This is a genomic window from Pedobacter sp. MR2016-24 (assembly GCF_026239655.1).
Lineage (GTDB): Bacteria > Bacteroidota > Bacteroidia > Sphingobacteriales > Sphingobacteriaceae > Pedobacter.
Window position 1 is genome coordinate 79329 of sequence record NZ_JAPIVO010000004.1, and the last position, 26103, is coordinate 105431.

Annotated in this window: 25 protein-coding genes; 10 read left to right on the plus strand and 15 right to left on the minus strand. The window is 41.2% G+C overall.

The features are described from left to right. Window positions 1-85: 85 nt before the first annotated feature. The 7 genes from msrA to OQX62_RS11565 all read left to right on the plus strand — a co-directional run bounded on the left by msrA (window position 86) and on the right by OQX62_RS11565 (window position 6309). Window positions 86-760, plus strand: a complete 675-nt coding sequence (gene msrA / locus OQX62_RS11535; RefSeq protein ID WP_265831686.1) for a peptide-methionine (S)-S-oxide reductase MsrA — start codon at window positions 86-88, stop codon at window positions 758-760. Window positions 761-914: 154 nt separating this feature from the next. After that, window positions 915-1325, plus strand: a complete 411-nt coding sequence (locus OQX62_RS11540) for a cytochrome c maturation protein CcmE (RefSeq protein WP_265831687.1) — start codon at window positions 915-917, stop codon at window positions 1323-1325. 5 nt (window positions 1326-1330) lie between these two features. Continuing rightward, window positions 1331-3802, plus strand: a complete 2472-nt coding sequence (locus OQX62_RS11545; protein ID WP_265831688.1) for a heme lyase CcmF/NrfE family subunit — start codon at window positions 1331-1333, stop codon at window positions 3800-3802. After that, entirely contained in the window at window positions 3803-4567 is a 765-nt protein-coding gene (locus tag OQX62_RS11550; RefSeq protein ID WP_265831689.1) for a Rossmann-like and DUF2520 domain-containing protein, read from the plus strand. It begins immediately after the preceding gene. Between the two features lie 84 nt (window positions 4568-4651). Then, a complete protein-coding gene (locus OQX62_RS11555; RefSeq protein WP_265831690.1) occupies window positions 4652-5179 on the plus strand; it encodes a KdsC family phosphatase in 528 nt (175 codons plus the stop codon). 89 nt (window positions 5180-5268) lie between these two features. Further along, window positions 5269-5667: a hypothetical protein gene (locus tag OQX62_RS11560; protein WP_265831691.1), complete on the plus strand. Its 399-nt coding sequence runs from the start codon at window positions 5269-5271 to the stop codon at window positions 5665-5667. Between the two features lie 72 nt (window positions 5668-5739). Beyond that, the gene (locus OQX62_RS11565) at window positions 5740-6309 is read left to right on the plus strand and encodes a Maf family protein (protein ID WP_265831692.1); all 570 of its coding nucleotides are present in this window, start codon (window positions 5740-5742) and stop codon (window positions 6307-6309) included. Here OQX62_RS11565 and OQX62_RS11570 read toward each other — a convergent pair. From OQX62_RS11570 to OQX62_RS11610, 9 genes are all read right to left on the minus strand, one after another. Next, a complete protein-coding gene (locus OQX62_RS11570; RefSeq protein WP_265831693.1) occupies window positions 6285-7214 on the minus strand; it encodes an exopolyphosphatase in 930 nt (309 codons plus the stop codon). The genes OQX62_RS11565 and OQX62_RS11570 overlap by 25 nt on opposite strands. Window positions 7215-7238: 24 nt before the next feature. Further along, a complete protein-coding gene (locus OQX62_RS11575) occupies window positions 7239-8564 on the minus strand; it encodes an ABC transporter permease (protein ID WP_265831694.1) in 1326 nt (441 codons plus the stop codon). A 4-nt stretch (window positions 8565-8568) separates the two neighbouring features. After that, the gene (locus tag OQX62_RS11580) at window positions 8569-9474 is read right to left on the minus strand and encodes an ABC transporter ATP-binding protein (protein WP_265831695.1); all 906 of its coding nucleotides are present in this window, start codon (window positions 9472-9474) and stop codon (window positions 8569-8571) included. 175 nt (window positions 9475-9649) lie between these two features. Beyond that, window positions 9650-10741 (minus strand): AI-2E family transporter, encoded by a 1092-nt coding sequence (locus OQX62_RS11585; protein WP_265831696.1) that lies wholly within the window; start codon window positions 10739-10741, stop codon window positions 9650-9652. Window positions 10742-10854: 113 nt separating this feature from the next. Next, the gene (dnaJ, locus tag OQX62_RS11590) at window positions 10855-12033 is read right to left on the minus strand and encodes a molecular chaperone DnaJ (protein ID WP_265831697.1); all 1179 of its coding nucleotides are present in this window, start codon (window positions 12031-12033) and stop codon (window positions 10855-10857) included. Between the two features lie 2 nt (window positions 12034-12035). Beyond that, window positions 12036-12620, minus strand: a complete 585-nt coding sequence (locus OQX62_RS11595; protein WP_265831698.1) for a nucleotide exchange factor GrpE — start codon at window positions 12618-12620, stop codon at window positions 12036-12038. Window positions 12621-12740: 120 nt separating this feature from the next. Beyond that, window positions 12741-13424, minus strand: a complete 684-nt coding sequence (locus tag OQX62_RS11600; RefSeq protein WP_265831699.1) for a cell division ATP-binding protein FtsE — start codon at window positions 13422-13424, stop codon at window positions 12741-12743. Between the two features lie 3 nt (window positions 13425-13427). Further along, a complete protein-coding gene (locus OQX62_RS11605) occupies window positions 13428-13631 on the minus strand; it encodes a fructose-6-phosphate aldolase (protein WP_265831700.1) in 204 nt (67 codons plus the stop codon). A gap of 72 nt (window positions 13632-13703) precedes the next feature. Next, entirely contained in the window at window positions 13704-14723 is a 1020-nt protein-coding gene (locus tag OQX62_RS11610; protein ID WP_265831701.1) for an acyl-CoA reductase, read from the minus strand. Between the two features lie 77 nt (window positions 14724-14800). Here OQX62_RS11610 and OQX62_RS11615 point away from each other — a divergent pair, with 77 nt between their 5' ends. Then, complete coding sequence (locus tag OQX62_RS11615; protein WP_265831702.1) at window positions 14801-15151, plus strand: 4Fe-4S dicluster domain-containing protein; 351 nt, start codon at window positions 14801-14803, stop codon at window positions 15149-15151. 61 nt (window positions 15152-15212) lie between these two features. Here the strand turns inward: OQX62_RS11615 and OQX62_RS11620 are convergent, their stop codons facing one another. Next, window positions 15213-15662, minus strand: a complete 450-nt coding sequence (locus tag OQX62_RS11620) for a universal stress protein (RefSeq protein WP_265831703.1) — start codon at window positions 15660-15662, stop codon at window positions 15213-15215. Window positions 15663-15987: 325 nt separating this feature from the next. Between OQX62_RS11620 and OQX62_RS11625 the strand changes: the two genes are divergently transcribed. Together OQX62_RS11625 and OQX62_RS11630 are read left to right on the plus strand one after the other, a co-directional pair. Continuing rightward, on the plus strand, window positions 15988-16764 hold the full coding sequence (locus OQX62_RS11625; RefSeq protein ID WP_265831704.1) for a C40 family peptidase: 777 nt from the start codon (window positions 15988-15990) through the stop codon (window positions 16762-16764). Between the two features lie 37 nt (window positions 16765-16801). Continuing rightward, the gene (locus OQX62_RS11630; RefSeq protein ID WP_265831705.1) at window positions 16802-22507 is read left to right on the plus strand and encodes an alpha-2-macroglobulin family protein; all 5706 of its coding nucleotides are present in this window, start codon (window positions 16802-16804) and stop codon (window positions 22505-22507) included. Between the two features lies 1 nt (window position 22508). Here OQX62_RS11630 and OQX62_RS11635 read toward each other — a convergent pair whose 3' ends face one another. From OQX62_RS11635 to hisH, 5 genes are read right to left on the minus strand one after another with little or no spacing between them, the layout of a single operon-like run. Then, entirely contained in the window at window positions 22509-23405 is an 897-nt protein-coding gene (locus OQX62_RS11635) for a WD40 repeat domain-containing protein (protein ID WP_265831706.1), read from the minus strand. Between the two features lie 9 nt (window positions 23406-23414). Continuing rightward, entirely contained in the window at window positions 23415-24002 is a 588-nt protein-coding gene (hisIE, locus tag OQX62_RS11640) for a bifunctional phosphoribosyl-AMP cyclohydrolase/phosphoribosyl-ATP diphosphatase HisIE (RefSeq protein ID WP_265831707.1), read from the minus strand. Beyond that, window positions 23999-24754 (minus strand): imidazole glycerol phosphate synthase subunit HisF, encoded by a 756-nt coding sequence (gene hisF / locus OQX62_RS11645; protein WP_265831708.1) that lies wholly within the window; start codon window positions 24752-24754, stop codon window positions 23999-24001. Before hisF ends, hisIE begins: the two co-directional genes overlap by 4 nt. Window positions 24755-24757: 3 nt before the next feature. After that, on the minus strand, window positions 24758-25507 hold the full coding sequence (gene hisA, locus OQX62_RS11650; protein WP_265831709.1) for a 1-(5-phosphoribosyl)-5-[(5-phosphoribosylamino)methylideneamino]imidazole-4-carboxamide isomerase: 750 nt from the start codon (window positions 25505-25507) through the stop codon (window positions 24758-24760). 4 nt (window positions 25508-25511) lie between these two features. Continuing rightward, window positions 25512-26102, minus strand: a complete 591-nt coding sequence (gene hisH, locus OQX62_RS11655; protein WP_265831710.1) for an imidazole glycerol phosphate synthase subunit HisH — start codon at window positions 26100-26102, stop codon at window positions 25512-25514. Between the last annotated feature and the right edge of the window lies 1 nt (window position 26103).

Here is a 26103-nt window from a genome sequence, read left to right on the forward strand (position 1 = left end):
ATCACGTTGCGGCTTCTTCATTTCTGAACCTGTAATATGACATAATCTTTAAAATCTGAGCGCTGCTGTTTTCGTATATTTAATCATGAAACTAAGGATAAGTTTTTTTTTCCTGATGACTGGTTTTGTCATCCTTGCAGGATGCTCAGGCAAGCATAGCCAGAAAATTTCCAGCAATAATGGCTTTGCCGTTTTACCGGCAGTCATGCGCAATGAGTCTGTCGCTACTTTTGCGGGTGGTTGCTTCTGGGCCATGCAGGAAAGTATGCTCCAGCTGAAAGGAGTACATACTGTGGTGAGTGGTTATGCAGGGGGGACGACATCCAATCCTACTTATGATGAAGTACTCACCAAAACTACTGGTCATGCAGAAGCGGTGCAGGTCTATTATGACCCTTCTAAAATCACATTCGAACAGTTAGTCACTGCATTTTTTTATGCGCATGACCCTACGGAGCTGAACAGGCAGGGACCTGATATCGGATCTGATTATCGGTCTATTGCTTTTTTTCGTTCTCCGGAAGAATTGAAAACCATCTCAAAAGTACTGCATCAGCTTGAGCTTAAAGCTCTTTATAATGGAAGTTTTGTGACAGCAATGGAGCCATTTGAAGTGTTTTATCCAGCGGAAATAAATCATCAGGATTACTACGGGAAAAATCCGTGGGATCCTTATATCCGCAGTGTTTCTAAACCAAAAGTGCTGCATGTTCGGGACAATCTGCGTTCTTTTATCAAACCATCTTACCTCAATAATTAATTATATTGACCTTACTGGTTTAAAGCCCTGATAATGTTGTTTTTTTGTCAGATAACTATCAATATTTTGTCATCTAACTGAATAGACAAGGTCTGTGAGATATTCAGTGCTTATATTTTTTATCTTTGTGTCATTCTATTAATTTGTTGTTTCTATGAGAAAAAGTGCAATCATTGGCTTAATTACTATTGCAATTTGTGTAGGTTTTCTGGTGAGCTTAAATGCAGACACCAGTAATTATTCAACCTTTACAGAAGCTGCAAAAGACTCGAGAGAGTTCCACGTAATGGGACATTGGGCTAAAGAAAAAGGTACTTATTATGATGCATTAAAAGATGCCAATCACTTCTCTTTTTACATGAAAGACGAAAAAAATGATATTAAAAAGGTCATTTACAGTGGTACCAAGCCACAGGATTTTGAGCGTTCAGAAAAGCTGGTTTTAATCGGTAAAATGAACAAAGATGTATTCTACGCCTCTAAAATTTTAATGAAATGCCCTTCGAAATACAACAATGACCTTGTAGAGATTAAGCAGGACGGAACGGTTAAAAAATACAAATAATCTTAATGGACATACAATTCACAGGAGAGACACTCCTTCCCGGCAAAGTTGGGCAGTTTTTTATTGTTTTAGCATTTGCTGCATCAGTGCTTTCTACTATTTCCTATTTCTTCGCAACGCGGAATAAAGATTTAGCAGACCGCTCATGGCAACGTTTAGGAAGAATCTCCTTCTTTGTAAACTGGGCCAGTGTAATTGGTATTGGTGTTACTTTGTTTTATCTGATCCTGAACCATTATAACGAATATTACTACGTTTATTCGCATTCATCAAAAGCACTTCCCGTTTATTATATTGTTTCTGCATTCTGGGAAGGCCAGGAAGGCAGTTTCTGGCTTTGGGCATTCTGGCAATCTTTATTAGGAGCCATCCTGATCTGGAAAGCAAAGACCTGGGAAAATGGTGTGCTTACAGTAGTTTCCTTTTCGCAGGTATTTTTAACATCCATGTTATTGGGCGTTCAGATTTTTGGCGAGCGTATCGGGAGTTCTCCATTCATTCTGTTAAGAGAAGCTGTAAATCTAAAAGAAATGGCACCGGTTGTATTTGCCGATCCTGAGAATTTTAAGAATTACCTGAAGTTTATTACTGACGGCAGGGGACTAAATCCACTATTGCAGAATTACTGGATGGTCATTCACCCGCCTACTTTGTTCCTTGGTTTTGCCAGTATGGTGGTACCCTTTGCTTACGTTATTGCTGCGCTATGGCAAAAAAGATATAAAGAGTGGGTTAAACCAGTAATGCCATGGGCTTTATTCGCTGTAATGGTATTGGGCACAGGAATTATCATGGGCTCATTCTGGGCGTATGAAGCTTTAAACTTTGGCGGTTTCTGGGCCTGGGATCCGGTAGAAAATGCATCTCTTATTCCATGGCTTACGTTAATTGGTGCCGTCCATGTCATCATTGCATTTAAAAATACAGGACATGCATTCTTTACCGCAATTGTACTGGTCCTGATCAGTTTTATCCTGGTACTTTATGCTTCGTTTTTAACCCGGAGCGGTATCCTTGGCGAAACCTCTGTGCATGCATTTACGGATCTTGGAATGTTTGGTCACCTGATCCTGTACAACGTTGTATTCCTGGTGATTCCTATCGTGCTGATCGTGCTCAGATGGAAAGAATTACCGATTACCAATAAAGATGAAGAGACCTACTCAAGAGAATTCTGGATGTTTATTGGTGCACTGGTTGTTACCGTAGCCTGTATTCAGGTCATCTTCTCCACATCGGTTCCTGTATTTAATAAAGCTTTCGGAACCAATTTTGCCCCACCAATAGATGCAATAAAATATTATAACCAGTGGCAGGCACCTTTTGCGATACTGATTACCATGATCTCTGGTTTTTCACAGTTTCTGAAATACAAGCGTACTGACCTGCGTAAATTCTACAGCAGCCTGATTGCTACATTAATTGTCTCTGTGATCATTACCGCTGTATTTGTATATGTAACTGATGTCTATAATAACCTGATTTATATTCTGCTTTCTTTCAGCTGTATGTTTGCCATCTTGTCTAATGCAAGGATATTATCGCAGGGATTTGGTGGCAAGAGTAAACTGATAGGTGCTGCGGTAGCTCACATCGGGTTTGCATTGTTACTGGTAGGTGCATTGGTTGCCGCTGCAACAAGTAAGGCTGTTTCTTTAAATGCGACGAACTTCATCCCTGTAAAGGATTTTGAAAAAGTAGAAAAACCGGGAGAGAATATGGTGCTGTATAAAAATGAGCCTAAAAAGATGGGCCGCTTTACAGTCACTTATACCAGCGATACGACTATTGCTCCCAATACTTTTTATAAACTGAACTTCAAGGTAATTGATGAGAAAACCGGGAAGGTAAAAGAAGATTTTGATTTGAATCCGCATGTGCAGACAAACCCTAAAATGGGTCTGATTGCTTCACCCGACACTAAGCATTATCTTACTTACGATATCTATACACATATTACCAGCGCGCCCGAAGCTAAAGAAGCTCATGATATTGAAAGTGAAGCACAGAGTGATGAACAAAACTATAAAAAGCCAAGGATCGTTAATGTAAGCACGGGTGACACCTTACATACCAGTAGCGGGATTATTACGGTAAAGGACCTGAACTTCAAGCCAACAGCCAAAAGCCTTGCTTTAGCGGAAGGTGACCTTGCTGTGGGACTTCCATTGGAAATAGACCTGAATGGTAAGATTTATAAAACTGAGCCGATCTTCCTGGTAAAAGGGAATAACACTTTTGATTTTGCAAGAAACATCAATGATCTTGGCTTAAGAGTAAGGTTTACCAAAATATTACCTGACCAGAAAAAGGTAGAATTACAGGTATTTGAAAAACCTCAGCAATCTAAAGACTGGGTAGTATTCAAATCCATCGAATTTCCTTATATCAACTTATATTGGGTGGGTTTAATCGTAATGGTAATCGGCTTCCTGATCTCTATTTTCAGGAGACAAAAAGAAATCAGATCTGTTTAGATGAAAATAGTTTGTATAGGCTCAGGAAATGTGGCGACACATCTGGCTATCGCTTTTAAAAGGATTGGGGCCGAGCTTGTGCAGGTTTGGAGCAGGGATAGGAGGAGTGCGGAAATATTGGCGGCGCTGACAAAGGCAAAGGCAATTACCGACTGGAAGGAGCTGGATTTAAAGGCTGACTGTTATCTTATTGCGGTTAAAGATGATGCTATCCCTGAAGTAGCAGCACATCTAAAGGATGTGTCTGGCATCGTTATCCATACTTCCGGCGCTACAGACATGAAAGTATTGGCTGGATCACCTGCGGGTTACGGCGTGATTTATCCTTTACAGACTTTTTCCAAAACTAAAGCTGTAGACCTTACACAGGTTCCGCTTTGCATAGAAGCTGATCAGCCTCAAGTCCTGGAAAAAATATCAGCCATTGCCCATTTGATCAGTCCCCTGGTATCTGAGGCGAGTTCGGAACAAAGACGTGTTCTTCATCTTGCCGCAGTCTTTGCCTGCAATTTCAGCAATCACTTGTATGCATTGAGTAGTCAGCTGTTGGAGCAGCATCAGTTGAAATTCGATCTGCTCAAACCGCTGATTCTTGAAACCGCCCAAAAGATTCAGTCTTCATTACCTGCAGATGTGCAAACCGGACCTGCGGTACGTAACGATCAGGAAACACTTAAAAACCATATGGCATTACTGAGCGGTTCGCCAGAGCTTTTGAACATTTATGAAGTATTAAGTGATAGCATTAAAAAAATGCATCTGTAAGCTGATTGCGCTTTCTGTTGTTTATTTTTGACTACCTTATAAATTTTCCGGGCATTAAGATGTGTCCGATTAACTCTTGATAAAATGCTGCTTCAAAAATTAAAATCCATTACAACCTTTATTTTCGACGTTGATGGGGTATTAACCACTGGTGATGTGATTGCATCGGAAACTGGTGAACTACTCAGGACATTTAATATTAAAGATGGTTATGCGCTGCAGCTTGCTGTAAAAAAAGGATATCATGTTTGTATCATATCTGGTGGTCGCGGTCAGGCCATGGAGAAGCGATTTGCTGGTTTAGGAATACCCGATGTCTATTTGGGGGTAGCAGATAAAGGGGCTGTTTTCCAAAATTACCTGGCACAAAACCGTATAGATCCTGAAGCAGTACTGTATATGGGGGATGATATTCCTGATTTGAATGTCATGAAATTAGTAGGCGTTCCTACCTGCCCGGCTGATGCCTCTACTGATATTAAAGCCATTTCTGCTTATATATCTCCATTCAATGGTGGAAAAACTGCTGCCAGGGATGTCATCGAGAAAGTACTGAAGGTTCAGGACCGGTGGTTTGATGAAAATCCTTCTGCGGCCGACTCCGGTAAATAGTTTTTGTTGGTTTAAACCTTATTGTGTTTTTATGCTCTATTTAAAAACAAAACAACAATACGGTTAGCGTAACATTAAAACAAAAACACATGAAAAAATTATTGATTATTTGCGGATTGTTATTCAGTGCAGTAACATTTGCTAATGCACAGGGTGGTAACCGCAATATGGGTACACCAGAAGAAAGAGCAGCTAAAATGACTGCTACATTAACGGAGAAGCTAACATTAACAGCTGACCAGCAAACAAAAGTAAAAGCCATTTTTGTAGATCAGAATACCAAAATGAGCAAAGTGAGAGAAGAAGCCGGAGAAGACAGAAAAGCAATGCGCGAAAAGATGATGGCTTCCATGAAAGATAGCAATGAACAGATCAATGGTTTATTAACTGAGGATCAGAAAAAAGCATTTACAGCTTATCAGGAAGAAAGAAAAGCTGCCATGCAAAAAAGAGGCGGCAGACCAGGCAACCGCCCGGCGCAAAACTAGAAAACAATATTTTTTTTTATAATGGAAGCGGCTTTAGGCCGCTTTTGTTATTTTAGCGTTTTAATTTCTATCATGTATCAGCAGCCATACCCACTTATATTAGCTTCAAAATCTCCGCGTCGTCAGGAATTACTGGCAGCGATGGATCTTGAATTCCAGGTTTTATTGAAAGAAGTAGATGAAAGTTATCCTGAAGGTCTGGAGCCAGCCCAAATTGCAGTTTATATCTCAGAGAAAAAAGCGATGGCCTTTGTGGAAGAACGTATAAACAGCCTGGTGATTACTGCGGATACCATCGTTTCCTATCAAGGTGAAATTTTGGGTAAACCGGCAGATAAAAACCAGGCGCGTGAGATGCTGCAAAAGCTTTCGGGTACCAAACATGAAGTTTATACCGGTGTAAGTTTAGCACATGGCAGTAAAATGGAATCGTTTTTTGACCTGACGGAAGTTTTTTTCAAAACAGTAACTGAAGGTCAGATAGAACATTACATTACGCAGTATAATCCTTATGATAAAGCCGGAGGCTATGGCATCCAGGACTGGATCGGCTTTATAGCCGTCGAAAAGATTATTGGCTCCTATACGAATGTAATGGGGCTGCCTACCGAAAAGCTCTATACAGCGTTGTCAAAATTCTGATCTGCCAGTAAGGTATATAAAACGCCCATCTTCAAATCGTAAGTGGATAAACTCATCGAGTCCAGTCCAATTTCATTGATGATATAGTCAGTCAGGACTGCCGCAATTACAATCATATCTACCCGCAATGGGATCAGATTCGGCATCGCCAGTCTATCTGCATGAGTAGAGGCAATCAGTTTTGCAGAAAGGCTTTTATAGGCAGTTACATCCAGCGAAGCTGAGGATATGGTATCAATAGCTATATCATTCAGTAACATTGCTGTAAAGGTCTCAAATGCACCGGCAGAGCCAATTAATGTCTGAGGTTGGTGCATTGCACAGGCGGCTTTGAGTTCTCCGAGCTGGCTGTTAAGTTGCGCTATAATCCCTTCTTTTTCTTCATTGCTAATCGGATCTGAATGAAACCAGGCCTGCATCAGCCGCGCTGCGCCTATGTTATAGCTTTTTTTCCATAACAATTGTTCCCTGCTACAAATAATAAATTCTGTGCTGCCGCCACCGATATCCATAATAAGTGAGGGCGCTTTAATTACCCCTGTCGCTTTTACCCCGTTAAAAATATAAGCTGCTTCTTCGTCGCCACTGATGATTTCAATTTCTATGCCTGTGTGCATTTTAGCAGAAGAGGCAAAATCCCGACCATTAGCGGCACTTCTCACTGCAGAGGTGGCAATAGCCCTGACCAGTTGCACTTCCTGCTTTTCCAGTTCCACTTTGAAAGCTTTCAAAGTCTGAAGCCCTCTTTCGAAGGCTTCAGGTATAATTATATTTTCGTTAATTCGCCCTTCGCCTAAGCGTACAGGAACATTCGTTTTATAAAGTACCTCTACACCCTTAACAGACAAATCTGCAATAATCAGGTGAAAAGTATTGGTGCCAAGATCAATAACAGCTACTCTCATAGAATAAATATAGCTGTAAAGCTATTAATTTTTATATGTAAACCATTTGATCATTTCCTTCAGGCTTGGTTTTTTACCATACATCAGGATACCTACCCGATAGATTCTTGAAGCCATCCAGACGGTACCAACGAAGCCGAGAATCAACAAGGCAATGGAGAGTGCCAATTGCCATTCGGGCACGCCGTAAGGTAACCTCACCATCATTGCAATAGGGGAGGTGAAAGGAATAATGGATAACCAAAAGGCCATACTGCCATAAGGGTCATTCGTCACTACGCTTAGTGACAGGGAATAGCCAAGTAACAGTGGCATCATCACAGGGAACATGAATTGCTGGGTTTCTGTCTCGCTGTCGACCGCCGAGCCGATTGCTGCGTATAATGCACTATAAAAAAGGTAACCACCAATAAAATAGAACACGAACATACTTACGATCTTAGTCACGTCCAGATTGGCAAGTGCTTTCTGTACGTTAGCAACAGGACCATTGTCTACCGCTTCTCTTATTTTTTTGCTATTGTCTTTTACCTGTGCATTTGCTGATACTTCCTTTTTGTCTTTCTCGGACAAAAACACTTTCACTACCCCGGTAGAGATTGCCGTTGTTAAGATAATCCATAGAATAAACTGCGTCAACCCCACTAATGCGATACCAACAATTTTACCCATCATCAGCTGGAAGGGTTTCACAGAAGAAATCATTACTTCAATAATCCTGCTCGTTTTTTCTTCAATTACGCCACGCATTACCTGTATCCCGTAAAGCATAATAAACATGAACATGAGGATACCGGCTACATAAGCAATAATAGTGCTTGCACCGGCACTTGAATCCTCCTCTTTTCCGCTTTCACCGATCTTTTTGGTATCTATACTCACTGATGATTTTAACTTGTCCAGATCTTTCTGCGCGAGGCCGCTTTCCTTCAGTTTCTGGATCCTGATCAGATCTTCTATTCCATCTGATAACTTATTATTCAGGGTTAGTCCTGCTTGTTTGGTACCTAATATTTGTATACCCTGCGGATTATCCAGTTTAAAATCAGGCAGGTAAAGGATATAATCGAAATCGCTTCCTTTTAAGGAGGCCTTCATTTGGACTAATGACTGATCCACATAAACATAAGTATTGTTTTTTGTTGAAGACAGTCTTTCCGTTAAGGTCTTATTCTCGTTTACTACCGCGATTTTATTCACCGAACCTGAAAGACCCTGAATTGAAAAATAGATGATCAAACCATAAAAACCGGCGACAATTAGTGGTGTGAGTAAAGTCATGATAATGAATGACTTCTTTTTTACGCGGGAAAGGTATTCTCTCTGTATAATGAGTAAGATTTTATTCATGGCTTTAGTTTTTTTGTTTAACCTGATCAATAAATATGTCATTCATGGTGGGAATCACTTCATCTAAACGGTGGATAGCTACTGAGGGGAGCAGGGCTGCCAACAACTGATTTGCATTCTTGTCCGGTCTAAGCTGTACTTTTAAAGTGGTTTTACCTTTTACTTCCTGCTGTTGCAGTACTTCAAAAATATCGGATGCTAATGAAGTATCATATTGGCCTTCGTATTCTACCCGGTACGTATTATTCCGATACTGCTCCTTAATGCCCTCAACCGTTCCATCTAATATTTTCTTAGAGCGATGGATCAACGCAATGTTATCGCACAACTCTTCAACAGATTCCATACGGTGTGTAGAAAAGATAAAAGTTGATCCCTGTTTATTCAGTTCCAGAATTTCATTTTTGATGATGTCTGCATTTACGGGGTCGAAACCAGAGAAAGGTTCGTCCAGAATAATCAGTTCAGGATTATGCAGTATCGTGGCCACAAATTGTACTTTCTGCTGCATACCCTTACTCAGGTCTTCTACTTTTTTGTTCCACCAGCTGCCCATTTCCAGCTTTTCAAACCAGTATTTGACACGCTTCGTCGCCTCTGCCGTACTTAAACCCTTTAGTCTGGCCAGATATAATACCTGCTCACCGATTTCCATCTTTTTGTATAATCCGCGTTCCTCCGGCAAGTAGCCGATTTGTGCGATGTGGTTTGCATTTAAGCGTTCCCCATTGAAAATTACTTCGCCACTGTCCGGCGCCGTAATCTGGGTAATAATTCTGATGAGGGATGTTTTTCCTGCTCCATTTGGTCCCAGAAGACCGAAAATCTTTCCTTTTTCAATCTCCAGACTCACGTCATCAAGCGCACGGTGTGCAGCATATTGCTTCACAATGTTTTTTATGATCAACATAGTTTAGTTTTTAGTTTCGTTTAAGTTAGACTAAAAAACTTTAAAATGTTACAAGATGATTATGCGGCAGATTTGTTAAATAAGTAGCTTGCTTTGATTTCGAAAAACAGCATTTCCTTATTTAAGATTTGGCTTTTAATGAAATTTACGATTAATCAATTCAATATTTTATGCACTACGCTTTTGTGAATACCTGTTTGATTTTATCTATCACGCCCGTTTTTTTATTGCGCTGTTTTTCTGTGCCGATCAGAAATCCGTACGGTTGCAGTTTCGGTACATGATCACAGATAATCTTCACAATGCCAAGTAGCGGGATGGCTAAAATCATACCTGCAATTCCCCAGACCATCTCTCCGAGCACAATCACAAGAATGGTAAAGAGGGGATTGATATTTACCTGTTCACCAACAATCAGCGGTTCCAGTATGTAAGTTTGAATAAACTGTACCAATGCATAAGTAATCAGTACACCGATAATCATTTTAGTATCGCCGCCTTGCGCCACAACAGCCAGCACGGTAATGCTTGTGCCGGTAAGATTGCCGATAAATGGAATAATCTCCAGAATACCGCATAATACCGCAAAGAAAATGGCGCTTTCTACGCCAACAATACTAAAGCCTATACCATACATTACCCAGAGCATAAAAATCATAGCCCCCAGACCACTGAGATAGTTTTGTGCCACCTTTCCAGCCTCATGAACTACATCACCTGCTGTATCTTTCTCATCTCTGGGAACAAGTTTCAGAATGAATTTTTTGATATGGGAACGGTTAGCCAGAAACAAAAACATATAAACCAATACCAATATGGTATTCACCATAATTCCCATTACACCGCCTGCAAAGCTGGCCAGCATGCTTCCTGCGCCACCTCCGGCATCCTGTCCCTGCTGCTTAACAATTTCATCCTGCTGTTTTACGGTTACGCCTACCTGTCCGTGCAACCAGTGCTGCAGATTAGTAAACAAATTGACTACACGTTGTTTCATGCTATCCATATTTTCAGCCAGACCACTGAGCTGCCAGGAGAGCAGAAATACAATCAGCGCTATTGCGGAGATAAAAATGAGCATGCAGAATAATGAAGACAGCCCGCGACCAATGCCTTTGCTTTCAAACCAGTTACAGAGCCGGATAAATAACATGGAAAATACAGCAGCCAGTGCTACCGGAATCATAAATTCGGCTGCGAAGTATAAACCCGCGAAGACTAAAAAGAAAAATAATAAGATATAAACGCTGCGCTGAAGTTTTTCCATATGATAACCACAATAACAGTCCCGCAGGCTTAAAGTTTGAAATTGACAAATAAACAAAAAGGCCATCTTCCATTTTCTATGGAGACGGCCTTTTCTAAAATTAATCAATAGAATTATTCAAAATATTCTTTCATCTTCTCGAAGAAGCTTTTGTCATTTTTACCTGGCTGAGGTTTGAAGTTTGGTGATTCTCTCAGTTTTTCCAGCATGCTGCGTTCTTCGCTGCTTAATGCTTTTGGTGTCCAGATGTTCACATGGATGATCTGGTCTCCACGGTGGTAAGAATTTACTTCAGGAATACCTTTACCTTTTAAGCGTAACAATTTGCCGCTTTGTGTACCGGGTTCAATCTTGATCTTAGCTTTACCATCAATGGTCGGAACTTCAGCACTATAACCTAAAGCAGCATCAATGATACTCAAATGTAAATCGTAAACTACATTATTACCTTCACGTTTCAGAGATTCATGCGGCATTTCTTCAATCAGGATGATCAGATCTCCGGGAATGCCACCATTTGGTGCTGCATTACCTTTGCCGCTCATACTTAACTGCATACCGTCACTTACACCAGCAGGGATGTTAATCGTGATCGTTTCCTCACCGCGAACGGTGCCTTCACCATGACATGAATTACATTTAGAAGTGATTTGTGAGCCAGAGCCATTACAGGTAGGACAAGTAGATGTGGTTTGCATCTGCCCAAGTATCGTATTGGTTACTCTGCGTACAGCACCACTTCCACCACAGGTTTTACATGTGCTGATAGAAGAACTGTCTTTAGCTCCTGAACCATCACAGGTTTTACATACTACCTGTTTGTTTACTTTTATTTTTTTCTCCGCACCATGTGCGATTTCTTCTAAGGTGAGTTTAACCTTAATGCGCAGGTTGGAACCCTTGGATACCCGTCTGCCGCCACCACCACGTGATTGCTGGCCGCCAAAAAAGCTGTCGAAAGGACTTCCGCCACCTCCGCCGCCTCCAAAGATATCGCCAAACTGGCTGAATATATCTTCCATATTCATGCCACCGCCGCCGTATCCGCCGCCACCGCCTGATGCACCACCAACACCAGCATGACCATAATGATCATAACGTTGTTTTTTCTCAGGATTACTTAAAATTTCATAAGCTTCAGCAGCCTCCTTAAATTTATCCTCAGCAGTATGGTCATCCGGATTTTTATCCGGGTGGTATTTAATGGCAAGTTTCCTGTAAGCTTTCTTGATTTCCTCAGCTGAAGAACTCTTGCTTACACCAAGCACATCGTAAAAATCTCTTTTGCTCATAATTAACTACCCACTACAACTTTTGCAAAGCGTATCACTTTATCATTTAAAGTATACCCTTTTTCTAATTCATCGATAACTTTCCCTTTCATCTCTTCATTCGGAGCAGGAACTTTAGTTATTGCCTCATGAAGATCAGTATCAAAAACAGTACTGATACTTTCCATTTCTTTTAATCCTTTCTGAACTAAAATGCTTTTCAGCTTCGAATGTACTAACTGAATACCTTCGCGGATTGCACTGATATCAACAGCATTCTCAGTTGCTTTATTTGCACGGTCAAAATCATCTAATACCGGAAGCATCGAAACGATTACATCTTTACCGGCAGTTTGTAATAACTCTACACGTTCTTTTTGGGTACGACGTTTAAAATTGTCAAACTCTGCAAAAAGACGCAGGTATTTATCATTCAGCGCTGCATTTTCCAGCTTTAACTTCTCTTCTTCGGAGATTTCCACTACAGGCTCAGCTGCACTTTCTTCATTTGCTGTGTTTTCTTCAGCAGTTTGTCCGGTTAACTGCTCTTCAGCTGTGTTTTCCGTTGTCGTATTTTCTGTATCGTTAGGTTTCTTCTTGCTAAACATGGTAAAGTAGAATTTTGGGAGTGGAACTCAAAAGTTTTGCCAATGAAATATATCAGCCATGCTGTCAGTAATGTTTGAACATCACTGTACAGAATGGCTGAAAAGGAATTTTTTGTCAGATTAGTTTATTGTAGCATCCTGATGTACGATGCCGCCTTCGCATTTGATAATTCTTGAAGGTAAGGTGCGGATAATATGATAATCATGGGTAGCCATCAGCACTGCAGTGCCACTCTGACTAATTTGTTTTAATAAAAGTACAATCTCTTCAGAAGTATCAGGATCCAGGTTTCCTGTAGGCTCATCAGCAAGAATAATCTCCGGATTATTCAGCAGAGAACGGGCAATAACCACACGCTGTTGCTCTCCGCCGGAAAGTTCATGCGGCATTTTTCTGATTTTTGAACGCAGGCCTACTTTCTCCAGCACATCTTTAATCCGTTCCTGAATCAGATTCTGATCTTTCCAGCCAGTAGCTTTCAATACAAAATCAAGGTTCTTTTCTACTGTCCGGTCAGACAACAACTGGAAATCCTGGAATACAATGCCCAGTTTTCTGCGTAAATAAGGAACGTCCTTATCGGCCAGCTTTTTCAGATCGAAACCAGCAATCAATCCATCACCGTTGCCGATATGGAGATCACCATAAATGATTTTCAGCAGACTGCTTTTTCCGGATCCGGTCTGGCCAATTAAAAACACAAATTCGCCTTTATCTATACTCAGGTTAACATTTGATAATACCAGGTGTTTTTGTTGAAAAACATCTACATTTTTTAAATTGATAACTGCGTTTCCTGTCATTTCTTAAATATCTAATTTTGCAATTTGACCAAAAGGGAGGTCCTTAACAATATCCATAATATAAGGCAGTTTATCCGCCAGACCTAATTTATCTAGTGATTTATCAGGTCGGTCTACCCTAAAATAAGCCAGTAAAGTGAATTTATCATCCCTTAACTGAACATAATCGGGTATTTTAGCGATGCCTTTTACTTTGATTACATACATTTCGCTCAAAAATAGTGTTTCAGATTGAGAAAATAAGAACAGATAGCATAAAGATCGTATTCGTCATGTGCCTTAAAGCTGATTCAGAAATGCAATCGTATCTACATTATCTGCATAGTCCCATAAACGGGGATGCTGACTATCGCCAAATGCGACTGTTCCGGTGCCCGGTGAAATAGCGGTATGCGTAACCACACACTGGATGTTTTCTTTCCCCGCTGAAAGCTCAGCACTCAGGTCATTCAAATCACTATAATACTCAAAGTATACTACTGAAAGCGGCGATGATAGTCCTTTGTCTTCTTTTAATAGCAGGAATCCATTATCAAAATGCTGAATCAGGTTGACCAGGTAAATTGACTTGTTATAGTCGTAATTATTATTGTATTTAAAATGGTTGTTGACAGGATGGAACTGCTCTAGAGGCTTAAAGAATTTTTCGATTTCATAACCTTCGGGAAGATAAATTTTGGATACATTTCTGCATCCCAGTCCAAAATAATCGAATATATCATGTCCCAGTAGCCTGATTTCCGCTTCGGTTTCTTTGCCATCCAGAACAGCCACACTGTTTCTGTTCTTTCTGATAATGTTAGGGCCCTTACCAAAATAATAATCAAAATATCTGGAGGTATTGTTACTGCCCGTAGCTATGATCGCATCAAAGTCCTTCAATCGTTCAATGTAAACGATACGGTCGGTCAGCAGTGGCTCATAGGATGTAAGTTCTTTCAGTAAAGCTGGTAAAAGCTGATCATCCGATGAAGATAATTTGATCAGCGCCGTGTTGCCGGTCGCAAGGACCGAAATTACATCATGAAAACCTACCAACGGAATATTTCCGGCTAATATTAATCCTATTTTTTTTGGTGCATCTGCAACAATAATATCCTCAAACCATTTTTCTAACGCAGGCTGATTTAACATTCCTTTTAACGCAGATAAAGCTTTTTTGACTTCCTCCAGGGTAAACCAGGCATTGTGGTTTGGGGCTGATTCAATTATATTGGTAAATTCAGGGCTGGGCTGATCCAGAAATTCACTTAGTTTACGGAATGCAATAATTAATTTTTCAGCAGTAAGGATTGGCATATTCAAGGCAATTTTAAAGTATAAATGTTATATTTGCAGCAGCAAAGGTAACTTTAGCAATAGATTTATACGAAGACATGGCTATTAAAATAACAGACGAATGTATTAACTGCGGAGCATGTGAGCCTGAATGCCCTAATAATGCTATTTATGACGCAGGCACAGCCTGGAGATTTTCTGATGGTACTAACCTAAATGGTATTATCGACTTTGGTGATCAGGAGGTTGATGCGGGTGCTGCACAGGAAGCAGGATCAGATGAAGTATATTATATCGTTTCTGATAAATGTACGGAATGTAAAGGTTTTCACGACGAACCTCAATGTGCTGCGGTTTGTCCGGTAGATTGTTGTGTGGATGATGAAGATATCCGTGAAACGGAAGAAGAACTATTGAAGAAAAAAGCCTGGTTACACCAGGAAGGCTAGTCCTTAATCATATGATAACAAAAAAGGACGCAACTAGCGTCCTTTTTTGTTATCTGAGTTTTTATATATCTGCTTTATTGGGAATGATCAATACCGGGCAGGCCGATTTTCTGGCTACATGCTCTGCTACGCTGCCCATTAAAAAATGATACAGGCCTGTGCGTCCGTAAGTACCGATGACAATAAGGTCGGAACCCCATTCATCTGACTGTTTAATAATTCCATGGGCTGCACTGTCAATCACACTCAGGTATGTTGTTGCAACACCCTGACCGTAAGTGGTCTCTATTTCTTTTAATAAAAGGTGGCTGTTTTCTTCACTATTGTCATAAGTTTCCAGAAAGACCGGTGCCAGTGTAAGGTCCTGGTTCATGGTTGCCGGAACAGGCTCTATAATGTTGACAAGGGCAACTTCTGCACCAAATGTCTTAGCCAGTTCATAGCCGGTCTTCGCTGCTTTTTCCGAGCAGGTACTGTTGTCGACCGCTATTAAAATTTTCCTGAGATTCATAACCAACGAAATTAAGTTTGATAGGTTTATAACAGTTTTCGCTATCAAAATGTTTCAGTATGTATGATGGAGACGTATAGGTCTGCCTGGGGAGGAGTGCTGATAAGTTCATGCTCCATGCATCGTAATTCCATGCTGAGTCCATGCTTTTGTATACATCTTCTGATTGGATTCACCATATAGCTATCAGGCAATAATCATGAAGCTATGATAACGACTCCCGGAGCCAACCTCTGTTGCTCTCAGATCTTTCAGTTTAAAAATTAAACTATAAATAGCCAATTTACAGAACAGGATGTTTATTTTTATAGACGAATATTTACTTATGGAACAAAAATTCGCGATTTGCCGGGTAGCAATTGCTCCTCTGAGAGCGGCTGCATCGGATAAAGCAGAAATAACTACACAATTGCTCTTTGGCGACACTGTAGAAATACTGGAACGGTCCGAACCCTGGTACCGCATCCGCAACCATTATGACGCTTATGAAGGCTGGCTGGATTTTAAACAGCTGAGTGGAATTACAGCGGAGGAATATAACAACTACAGCAATACAGCATATTTGGTGCCTGCAGGGATTAATAACAGCCTGACGGCTCCCGACGGAAGTCATTATTACCTTGCTGCGTCGAGCAGCTTACCTGGTTATGCAAACGGGTACTGCAGTATTGGTAACACAGCATACAAGCTAGGTTTTGAAGCACAGGCAACTCCCGAACCCTTTTCGGAAATCAGGAAGCTGGCGCTTTTTTTTCTCAATGCACCATATCTCTGGGGCGGACGTACATTGTTTGGGGTCGACTGCTCGGGATTTGTTCAGGCTGTATTTAAGCTTTTAGGCATTGCGTTGAAACGTGATGCTTCGCAGCAGGCAGAGCAAGGTGAGGTGGTCAACTTCTTACCAGAAGTGCGTGAAGGAGATGTCGCTTTTTTCGATAATGCAGAAGGCCGGATTATTCATGTGGGAATTATGCTCAGCAACAATGAAATTATACATGCCTCTGGCAGGGTCAGGATTGATCCTATGGATGATCAGGGCATCTATAACCATGAACTTGGACGCTATTCACATCAGCTCAGGATTATTAAAAGATTTATCTGACCCCTATTTTCTTAAGCCTGTCCGCAATCCAAATTCCATGAAGAAATTACTATCCATTATCTTACTCCTGATGGCGGTGTCGCAGGCTTTCGCTCAGAAGAAACTGACCAATAGCAGGCAGTCTGGTTATTATACCTATATCTATAAACTGAACGATAGTGAATCGCGCGCCATCGCCTTAAAAGCCAATGCAGCTATTGATGATACTTTTTTGCACACAGTAGTAGATTCCTTTTATTATGATGCTAAAGCCGTTTACAAAGAAAAATTGCCCTTTGGCAACTATTTATTTGTTACACCCGTAAAGAACCAGTTCATTTACAACCTTAAAACGGTCAGCAACTTGCAGCTGAATTTCATCAATGATCTGAAATATGTGCAGTTTAGCTTGACAGATCTGGCGGGCAAAGCGGTAACTGATGCCGGTGTGAAGATTGGTAAGCGGAAAAAGGTGAAATATGATCCTGAAGCACAATTATACCTGACAAAAAAAGTTCCTAAAGAAAAGTTTATAACGGTAAGTTATCAGGGGATAATTACCTATTTTAATTTCGACAAAATCAGCGTTTATCCTTATTACAGAAACAAAAAGGAACAAGGACGTTATGCTGCGCCGGTAGAGCAGGATCCGGACTATAAAGGTTACCTGGTATTTAATAAGCCGAAATATAAACCCCTGGATACAGTAAAGTTTAAGGCATATGTGGTGGATCGTAAAGGGAAAGAGCTGAAGAATGCTAAACGTTTAAGGGTGCAGCTGCGGGAAGCGGGTGACGAAGAGGGTAAAGTTGTGGGGTATGTCAATGCATACCGAAAAGGTGCATATAGTTTCGACTTTGTACTCGCCGATAGTCTTGATCTGGACCTGGACTACGATTATGTGGTGGCGCTCCAGGAACAAAATAAAACAGTCTGGAAAGACGTCTTCACTGGTCGTTTCCGTTATGAAGACTATGAACTTAAGGCCATAAATTTTGCTGTACGTACAGATCAGGAGGAATATCATCCCGGTACTCCGGTTACCGCTTATCTGTCTGCCAGAGATGAAAATGATCTCGCTGTCCCAGATGGCAGGGTAGAGGTAAAAGCCTATGCAAACAGGGTCAGCAAATACAGGAGTGATTATGTGTTTGTGCCGGATTCTTTATGGGAAACAAAAATCAACCTGGATCCTGTAGGAGAAACGAAGCTGGTCTTGCCGGACAGTATTTTCCCGAAGGCAGATCTGGATTTTTATTTAAGGTTTACATTCCTGAATAGTAACAATGAGCGTCAGGAAGCCAGTAAGTACCTGAGTTATAAGTTCAGAACTTTGAAAATTCAGGCGACTCTTCAGCATGATAGTCTGAAACTGGATTACCTGGTCAATGGGCAATCTACAGTGCAGAGTGCAAAATTGATTTCTTTCGTGGAAAGCGATGTAAAGAAGGATTCAATGCAGGTAAACCTTCCCCTGCTGATCAGACTCGATCCCCGCATCCCGCAATACCGGATAGAAACGAAAGATGGTTTTAAAACAGCTATCGCTTTAGCTAATCTCAGTCCAACGCTTAATATTGCCGCAAATCAAACTAAGGATTCACTGCAGGTCAGGGTTGATAATCCACAGAAAATTCCTTTTTGGTATACCTTTTTTTCCGGAGATAAAATTTTGCTGAAAGGCCATACGCTGAAGCTGGATACGGTGATCAAACATTCAGGTCATCAAATTGCTCCTATCAGAATCAATTACCTGTGGGGCGGACAAGTGAAGGAGCAGGAAATCAGTGCTGTTTTTAATGAAGGACAATTGAATCTGGAATTCACGCCACCAGATATGGTTTACCCGGGACAGCAGTTAACAATGAAAGTTAAAGTAACTGATGCCGCTAGCAAAGCAATTCCTTATACAGATGTCACGGCTTTTGCTTATACCTCTAAATTTAATAATGCTGGTTATGTCGATCTGCCCGATTTTGGTCCTGTTTACAAAGTAAGGAAACAAAACCCTGCACTGCAAAAGGTCAATTTGATTACCGATGGAAACATGGTAATCAACTGGCAGTTATGGGGTAGAAAATTAGGCCTGGATAGCATTAGTTATTATCAGTTCACACACCCTAAAGAATTTTATTATACCGAAGAACCACTCAAAGATACGTTAGCACAGGTATCGCCATTTGTGGTATTAGCAGGCGCGGTAGTTCCTGTTCATGTAGTTTATATCGATGAGATACCGGTATTTTTCAGCAAGACAGATCAGTTGCAGCATTATTCCTTTGAAGTTACTCCGGGGGAACACCAGATCAGGCTCCGTACAGCGAATCATATGGTTACTTTGCCCCCGTATAATTTTACAAGAGGGACAAAATCAATTCTGAGTTTAGCAGCTGATGTGAAAAATACAAAAGGGCAGGTGGAATCCGCGTTACCGGAATTGTCAACTTATGAAGCAGACTTGCTGATGAAATACCTGGTCAATGTCCAGGATAATTTTAATGAGGAGAAAACGATTATAGAGGCCGGAACCGCAAGTTATTTACTGAACCCACCACCATTGGAATATGGTAACAGAAACAGGCTGATTGGACCAATTGCTGAAAATTATCTGAAATTCATATCTGGTAATATTTCGCAGCCATTTATTAAAGAACCTGGTTACACTTATACTTTCGTCAAAGGATTGATCAGACAAAAATCTTATTCTTCCAAATTTGGTTTTGACCCCTCACTTGCTGTTGATGTAAGAAATCAAAGCGATGATTATACGCGGCAGGTAGTGAAAAAAAATGAAATAGATAGTGTTTGGGAAAATTACCTGAATCTGAGAAGTGCTACCACCAATCTGTTTAATAGCTATGAAAGTAACGGTGGATCTGCCGGCGAGTTAACTATAGAACTGGATACGATATACTTCAAAAAGACTTATGGTGTGAAAAATATCCTGATCTATAAAAGTAATCAACCCGAATATGGAAAGATCTACCCTGGCAGATCAGCATCTTTTTCTTATCTCGCTGCAGGTACTTACCGCGTAATGTATCTGTTTATGGATAATAGCTATTTCATTGAAAAAAATGTGCTGGTAAAACCAAATGGTAAGAATTACTTTAAATGGAGCGGACAGCCTATTTTGCCGGCAGATTCGCTGAGTATACAAATTGACCGTTTGATTAAATCTGCTAAACAGTATACCACTGTCAGCAATGAAGAGATAGAAATTAAGATTTCAGAACTATTTAATGCAAAATACTTTAGTCAGTCATTACTGACACAGAAAATCAAAGGTATAGTGCATGATGAAAATAAGAAACCTTTAGGTGGTGTTACCGTGAAGGTAAAGGGTCTGCAAGCGCCTGTGATAACCAATGTTAATGGAGCATTTGAAATCTATGCCGCTAAAAAAGGAACTGTTACGTTTAGCCTTCCTGGTTATATATTTAAAGAAGTACAGGCCGACTCAACGGATGTGGGGATAATCGTCTTAGGAAAAGCTGCTGATTTGTTATATGATAACGCGAATGTTATAGGTCTTGATAGAGCGAATCCGTCATTAAGCGAGACGGTAGTTAGCAAAATGTCCGCCTCCGCTGCGGGGATTCGGATCAGAGGTGTCAGTTCAGCTCCTGCTGCGTTAAAACCAATTGTGATTGTAGATGGCGTTCCCTTTGATGGTGATGTCAGTCAGCTCAATCCCGCAGATATTGATAAGATGGATGTGCTTAAAGGTGAACAGGCAACAGCTTTGTATGGCAGCAGGGGAGCATCAGGCGTAATTATCATCAAAACAAAAAAAGGGAATGTCGCGACTAACGCTGCTGGCGAATTGGTTGCTCAGCAGCAGACGATGAGAACCAATTTCTCTGATTATGCTTTCTGGCAGCCACAATTACTAACCAACGATGAGGGGATTGCCAGCTGGAAGGTGAAGTTTCCGGATGATATTACCAGCTGGAAAACGACTGTCATTGCGATGAATGGCCATAAACAGGCGGGACAGATGCAAACTATTATCAAATCTTTTAAGTCATTAAGTGCCAATTTCGTTTCTCCGCAATTTGCTTTAGAAGGAGATCGTATCAATGTGATCGGTAAGCTCATGAACTATACGCCGCTACAAGAAAGTGTAACGCGAAAATTCAGCTATAACGGGCAGGAACTCCTTAATAATTCAGTTGACGTAAAGAATGCCCGGATAGATACAATTCCCGTGGTGGCAACTGGAAAAGATAGCTTGTCATTCAAATATACGCTGGAACAGCAGAATGGGTATTTTGATGGTGAATTGAGAAAAATTCCGGTACTCAGGACTGGTGTCACAGAAACGAAGGGTTATTTTGATGTTTTGGCACAAGACACGACCTTGAATTATACATTTCCATCCTCATCCGGCAAAATCACTTTAAGAGCCGAAACATCTGTATTCCCTGCATTGCTGGATGAAATGGATAAGCTCCGCAATTATGAATACTTATGTAATGAGCAGCTGGCTTCGAAGTTGAAAGCACTTTTACTGGAAAAAAAGGTGAGGATTTATCTGACTACGCCTTTCAGACATGAAAAGGATATCAGTGAAATCATTAAAAAACTGCAGCTCAATAAAAGCCCTAAAAATACCTGGGGATGGTGGAAGGATAATCCGGAACAGCTATGGATCAGTCTGCATGTCACGGAAGCGCTGTTAGCGGCAGAGAAAGATGGATATAAGGTTAACCTGGATAAGGAGCTATTGTATAGTTATCTGGTGGGAGAGCTTGCAGGACAAACGATGGAAGACCGTATCTTATGTGTAAAGCTGATCAGGATGCTGAACCCTAAATTTTTTATCAAAGATTGGGTAAATTCTATTACTGCTGTTCAGGATAATCCAAAAAATAAGGTGGCACCGTCATTGTATCAAAAAATGCAATTATTGCAGCTGAAGCAATTTGCCGGCTTGCCTGTAGATATCAAAGCGCTGATGAACCTGCGTAAAAGTACCATGTTCGGAAATATCTACTGGGGTGAGGAAAGTTATCATTTCTGGAACAACAGCATTCAGCATACGCTGCTGGCCTATCAGATTTTGAAACAGGACGGTGGTCATACCAGGGAGCTGGATCTGATCAGACGCTATTTTCTGGAGCAGCGTAAAGACGGGCAATGGAGAAATACATATGAATCATCACTGATCCTGGAAACAATTCTGCCCGATCTGATGATGGGTGGCAAAACAGCAGTACCTGCTTCCCTGGTCATCAATAAAACGGAAACGGTAAAGGATTTCCCATATAGCAAAGTGATGGAGGTATCAGGACCGGTTGCTGTCAGCAAAAAAGGAAGTCTGCCAGTTTACTTCACCGCTTTCCAGCAGTTTACCAATCCAAAGCCGGAAAAGGTAAATAAAGATTTTAAGGTGAAGACCTCTTTCTTACAGCAGGGTAAAGAGGTGACTTCGTTAAAGGCAGGTACCAGAACAATTCTAAAAATTGAAGTTGAGCTGCGTGCAGACGCAGACTATGTCATGATTGAAGTGCCCATTCCGGCAGGATGTTCTTATGACAACAAACCGCAGCCTTATTGGGGAGTGGAAACGCACAGAGAATACTTCAAACACAAAACCGCCATTTTCTGTACGCAACTGAAGCAGGGAAAACATATCTTCAACGTTGAGCTGATGCCAAGGTATTCAGGGGACTATATACTGAACCCTGCAAAAGCGGAGATGATGTATTTTCCTGTATTTTACGGCAGAGAGGGAATGAAAAGAATGGGGATAAACTAATTTATTCCCATTCCCATAAGATCACCAGTTTATCGTCTCCGGTAGTGAGCAGGTATCTCCCGTCAGAGCTCCAGACCAGTTTATTGATAGAATGGGTATGTCCGTGGGTATTCTTTTCTATACTGAGTATTTTATACAGCTTCAGGTCATCACTGCCCCAGAGTTTGATGCTCTTATCCTGACTTGCAGTCGCGAAATAGGGCAGGGTAGGATGAAACGCAATCCCATAAATACTGAACAGATGTGCAGTAATGGATTGTTGTAAATGATAATCCGGGAGCGACCAAAAATTTAACTGTGCATCTCTGCCACCGGAAATCAGGTATTTCCCGTTGGGCGCATAAGCTACTGCAGTTACCGGTAAAGTATGTTTTTCGAGTTCATGCTGTAAAGCATAATCATTCAGATCGTAGATCCTTACCAGACCGTCTTTACAGCCAAAAGCAGCCTGCTGGCCAGTCGGGCTGATGGCGATTGACCTTACAGTATCATTTGATACATGAATACGGTATAAGAGCGAAAAATCGTCGAGCGACCAGATACCTACAGTACCATCTTCACTGGCTGTCAGGAATTCTTTTTTTCCAGGGATGGTAACAATGTCAAAAACAGGCTTTTCATGTGCCTGAAACAGTGCGGTTACAGACTGTTTGTTCAGATCGAATATACTCACCTCGCCGCTGCGCAGACCGGTAAACAACAGGTCGTTGTAATAATGCAGGCTATATACCGAAGTTTTAACCGGCATCAGTACTTTAAGGAAGGTCATTGTTTCCAACGACCATTCCACTATACCTTTGTCGTTCCCTCCGGTAAAAAATATACCAGGTTTTCCGGAATTTGCGAGGGCATAAACCGGGTTCTGGTGACCGCTCAAGGATTTTAAATGTTTCAGCATAGCTGTTGATTACTTATGTCTGCCTTCAAGGTTGATACCTATATCAGCCAGTGTTTTACCCTTTTCTCTCAGTAATACCAAAAGATGGAATATCAGATCAGAACTCTCGTTCACAAAATCAACATCAGTTTCATTTAATGCGGCAATTACTGTCTCTACACCTTCTTCGCCAACTTTCTGTGCTATTTTGTTCAGTCCTTTCTGACGCAGTTTGTTAACATAGGATTCCTCTGAGGGGTGATCGTATCTGTCGCCAATAATCTTTTCCAGTTCAAATATGAAGTTCTGGTTAAAGTTTGTTTTAAAACAGCTTCTGCTGCCGGTATGGCAAGTCGGGCCAACGGGTGTGGCTTTGATCAGTATCGTATCGTTATCACAGTCAATATGCGTTTCTTTCACATATAAAAAGTTACCGCTCTCTTCTCCTTTAGTCCATAATCTGCTTTTGGAACGTGAGTAAAAGGTTACTTTTCCTTCCTGCTGTGTTTTAGTCCAGGCCTCCTGGTTCATATAACCCAGCATTAACACTTCCAATGTCTGTACATCCTGGATAATTACAGGAACCAGTCCATCGGTTTTCTCAAAATCTATATTCATAACCTTACTGGTATGTTGTGTTTTTTTAATTCGTTTTTAAGGTGGGGGATAGGGATCTCACCGAAGTGAAAAACTGAGGCAGCGAGAGCCGCGTCAACACCTGTTGTGGTAAAAACTTCCGTGAAATGTGCTGTTTTTCCGGCTCCTCCCGAAGCAATGACAGGGATGTTGATCATCGAGCTGATGCTGTTCAGCAATTTACAGTCAAAGCCCTGTTTCGTGCCGTCATGGTCCATGGAAGTCAGCAGAATTTCTCCTGCACCCAAATCCTCCGCTCTTTTGATCCAGTCTTCTGTCTGAATTTCCGTAATCAGTCGGCCGCCATTCAGGTGCACCATATTTCGGCCCGCTACCAGTTTGGTATCTACGGCAACTACCACAAATTGTACACCGAAAACTTTAGCCAGGTCGGCAATCAGCTGCGGATTTTTAACGGCTGCGGAATTGATGCTGATCTTATCTGCACCGGCATTTAACAATGCTTCAGCATCAGCAATTTCAGTGATGCCGCCACCGATGGTGAAAGGAATATTCAGTTGTCTGGCCACAGATTTCACCATCTCAATCATCGTTTTGCGACGTTCATGAGTAGCGGTAATATCTAAAAAAACCAGTTCGTCGGCTCCTTGCTGAGCATATTGCCAGGCCAGTTCCACAGGATCACCTGCATCTTTTAAATCCACGAAGTTGACACCCTTTACTGTCCGGCCGTCTTTCACGTCCAGACAGGGAATAATGCGTTTGCTTAACATGAATTAGAGTGTGCTCAGCGCTTTAAGATTCCATTCTTTGATCTCTTCAATCGTAATGCGGTTTTCATAGATCGCTTTACCTACTACTACAGATCTGACGTCAAGTTTAGACAGCTCAACAATGTCTTCCATAGAACTCACTCCACCAGAAGCAATCAGCTTGATAAATGGAGAATGTTCCAATAGTTTTTTATAGAGGTCAATAGCAGCACCACCTAATTTACCATCTTTGTTGATATCCGTACACAGGAACCTGAAAAAGCCCAGTTGCAGACATTTATCCACATAATCCATGAGTTTAATCGGTGAGCTTTCCATCCATCCTGAATACTTGATGACTTCATCCAGCACATCAATAGCAACCACTATACGGTTTGCATAATCATATTTCTTACCAACTTCTTTGCTTAAGTCTGAGAGGAAATCCGGATTGGTAATCGCCTGGGTGCCTACAATCACACGGTGAATACCAGCATCCAGCAGATTGGTTACCTGCTCAATTGTACGTATACCACCGCCGTATTGCACACGCATATCTGTTCTCTTGATGATATCAAATAACTCGGCCTGGTTACTAAAATCACCTTTTGCGCCGTTGAGGTCGATAATATGTATAAATTCTGTACCGTTAGACCGATAAGTTTCGATCATTTCAGCGATTGAAACTTCGTATACTGTTTTCTGGCTGTAGTCGCCCTCTCTGAGGCGGACTACCTTACCATCTAAAATATCAATAGCAGGTATAATGTACATTATCTTATTTTAAGTTTGAAAAATTCATTAATAAACGTTCTCCGGCGGCTCCCGACTTTTCAGGGTGGAACTGCACGCCGTAAAAATTATCTTTTTGTATGGCTGCAGAATATTGTAAACCATAGTCGACAGTCGCAATGTCAAAAATAGCGTTATATTCAATAAAGTACGAATGCACAAAGTAAAATTGTGTCTGATTTTCAACACCTTCGAATAGTGAATTGTTTTTCAGCGCAATATTATTCCAGCCCATATGAGGAATTTTGATGTTCAGCGCTTTATCAAACAACTTTGTCTGCAGGGGAAAGATATCCATCATCCTGGCATCTCCCTCCTCAGAATGGGCAGTAAGTAACTGCATGCCCACACAGATACCCAGTACAGGCTTCTTTAAGGCCTTTATGGTATCCACCAAACCTGTTTGCTGTAATTTCTCCATCGCTGCCCCGGCATGTCCCACACCCGGGATGATAATATGTGAATACTGGTCAAATTCTTCGGCAGCGTTAATCATCCCGTAAGTGATGCCTATGCGTGACAGGGCGGATGTTAAGGAGAATATATTCCCTGCGCCGTAATTTACAATTCCTACCATG

Coding starts and splice junctions, on each gene's coding strand:
- msrA (WP_265831686.1), top strand. CDS start 86: ATGAAACTAAGGATAAGTTTTTTTTTCCTGATGACTGGTTTTGTCATC.
- OQX62_RS11540 (WP_265831687.1), top strand. CDS start 915: ATGAGAAAAAGTGCAATCATTGGCTTAATTACTATTGCAATTTGTGTA.
- OQX62_RS11545 (WP_265831688.1), top strand. CDS start 1,331: ATGGACATACAATTCACAGGAGAGACACTCCTTCCCGGCAAAGTTGGG.
- OQX62_RS11550 (WP_265831689.1), top strand. CDS start 3,803: ATGAAAATAGTTTGTATAGGCTCAGGAAATGTGGCGACACATCTGGCT.
- OQX62_RS11555 (WP_265831690.1), top strand. CDS start 4,652: ATGCTGCTTCAAAAATTAAAATCCATTACAACCTTTATTTTCGACGTT.
- OQX62_RS11560 (WP_265831691.1), top strand. CDS start 5,269: ATGAAAAAATTATTGATTATTTGCGGATTGTTATTCAGTGCAGTAACA.
- OQX62_RS11565 (WP_265831692.1), top strand. CDS start 5,740: ATGTATCAGCAGCCATACCCACTTATATTAGCTTCAAAATCTCCGCGT.
- OQX62_RS11570 (WP_265831693.1), bottom strand. CDS start 7,214: ATGAGAGTAGCTGTTATTGATCTTGGCACCAATACTTTTCACCTGATT.
- OQX62_RS11575 (WP_265831694.1), bottom strand. CDS start 8,564: ATGAATAAAATCTTACTCATTATACAGAGAGAATACCTTTCCCGCGTA.
- OQX62_RS11580 (WP_265831695.1), bottom strand. CDS start 9,474: ATGTTGATCATAAAAAACATTGTGAAGCAATATGCTGCACACCGTGCG.
- OQX62_RS11585 (WP_265831696.1), bottom strand. CDS start 10,741: ATGGAAAAACTTCAGCGCAGCGTTTATATCTTATTATTTTTCTTTTTA.
- dnaJ (WP_265831697.1), bottom strand. CDS start 12,033: ATGAGCAAAAGAGATTTTTACGATGTGCTTGGTGTAAGCAAGAGTTCT.
- OQX62_RS11595 (WP_265831698.1), bottom strand. CDS start 12,620: ATGTTTAGCAAGAAGAAACCTAACGATACAGAAAATACGACAACGGAA.
- OQX62_RS11600 (WP_265831699.1), bottom strand. CDS start 13,424: ATGACAGGAAACGCAGTTATCAATTTAAAAAATGTAGATGTTTTTCAA.
- OQX62_RS11605 (WP_265831700.1), bottom strand. CDS start 13,631: ATGTATGTAATCAAAGTAAAAGGCATCGCTAAAATACCCGATTATGTT.
- OQX62_RS11610 (WP_265831701.1), bottom strand. CDS start 14,723: ATGCCAATCCTTACTGCTGAAAAATTAATTATTGCATTCCGTAAACTA.
- OQX62_RS11615 (WP_265831702.1), top strand. CDS start 14,801: ATGGCTATTAAAATAACAGACGAATGTATTAACTGCGGAGCATGTGAG.
- OQX62_RS11620 (WP_265831703.1), bottom strand. CDS start 15,662: ATGAATCTCAGGAAAATTTTAATAGCGGTCGACAACAGTACCTGCTCG.
- OQX62_RS11625 (WP_265831704.1), top strand. CDS start 15,988: ATGGAACAAAAATTCGCGATTTGCCGGGTAGCAATTGCTCCTCTGAGA.
- OQX62_RS11630 (WP_265831705.1), top strand. CDS start 16,802: ATGAAGAAATTACTATCCATTATCTTACTCCTGATGGCGGTGTCGCAG.
- OQX62_RS11635 (WP_265831706.1), bottom strand. CDS start 23,405: ATGCTGAAACATTTAAAATCCTTGAGCGGTCACCAGAACCCGGTTTAT.
- hisIE (WP_265831707.1), bottom strand. CDS start 24,002: ATGAATATAGATTTTGAGAAAACCGATGGACTGGTTCCTGTAATTATC.
- hisF (WP_265831708.1), bottom strand. CDS start 24,754: ATGTTAAGCAAACGCATTATTCCCTGTCTGGACGTGAAAGACGGCCGG.
- hisA (WP_265831709.1), bottom strand. CDS start 25,507: ATGTACATTATACCTGCTATTGATATTTTAGATGGTAAGGTAGTCCGC.
- hisH (WP_265831710.1), bottom strand. CDS start 26,102: ATGGTAGGAATTGTAAATTACGGCGCAGGGAATATATTCTCCTTAACA.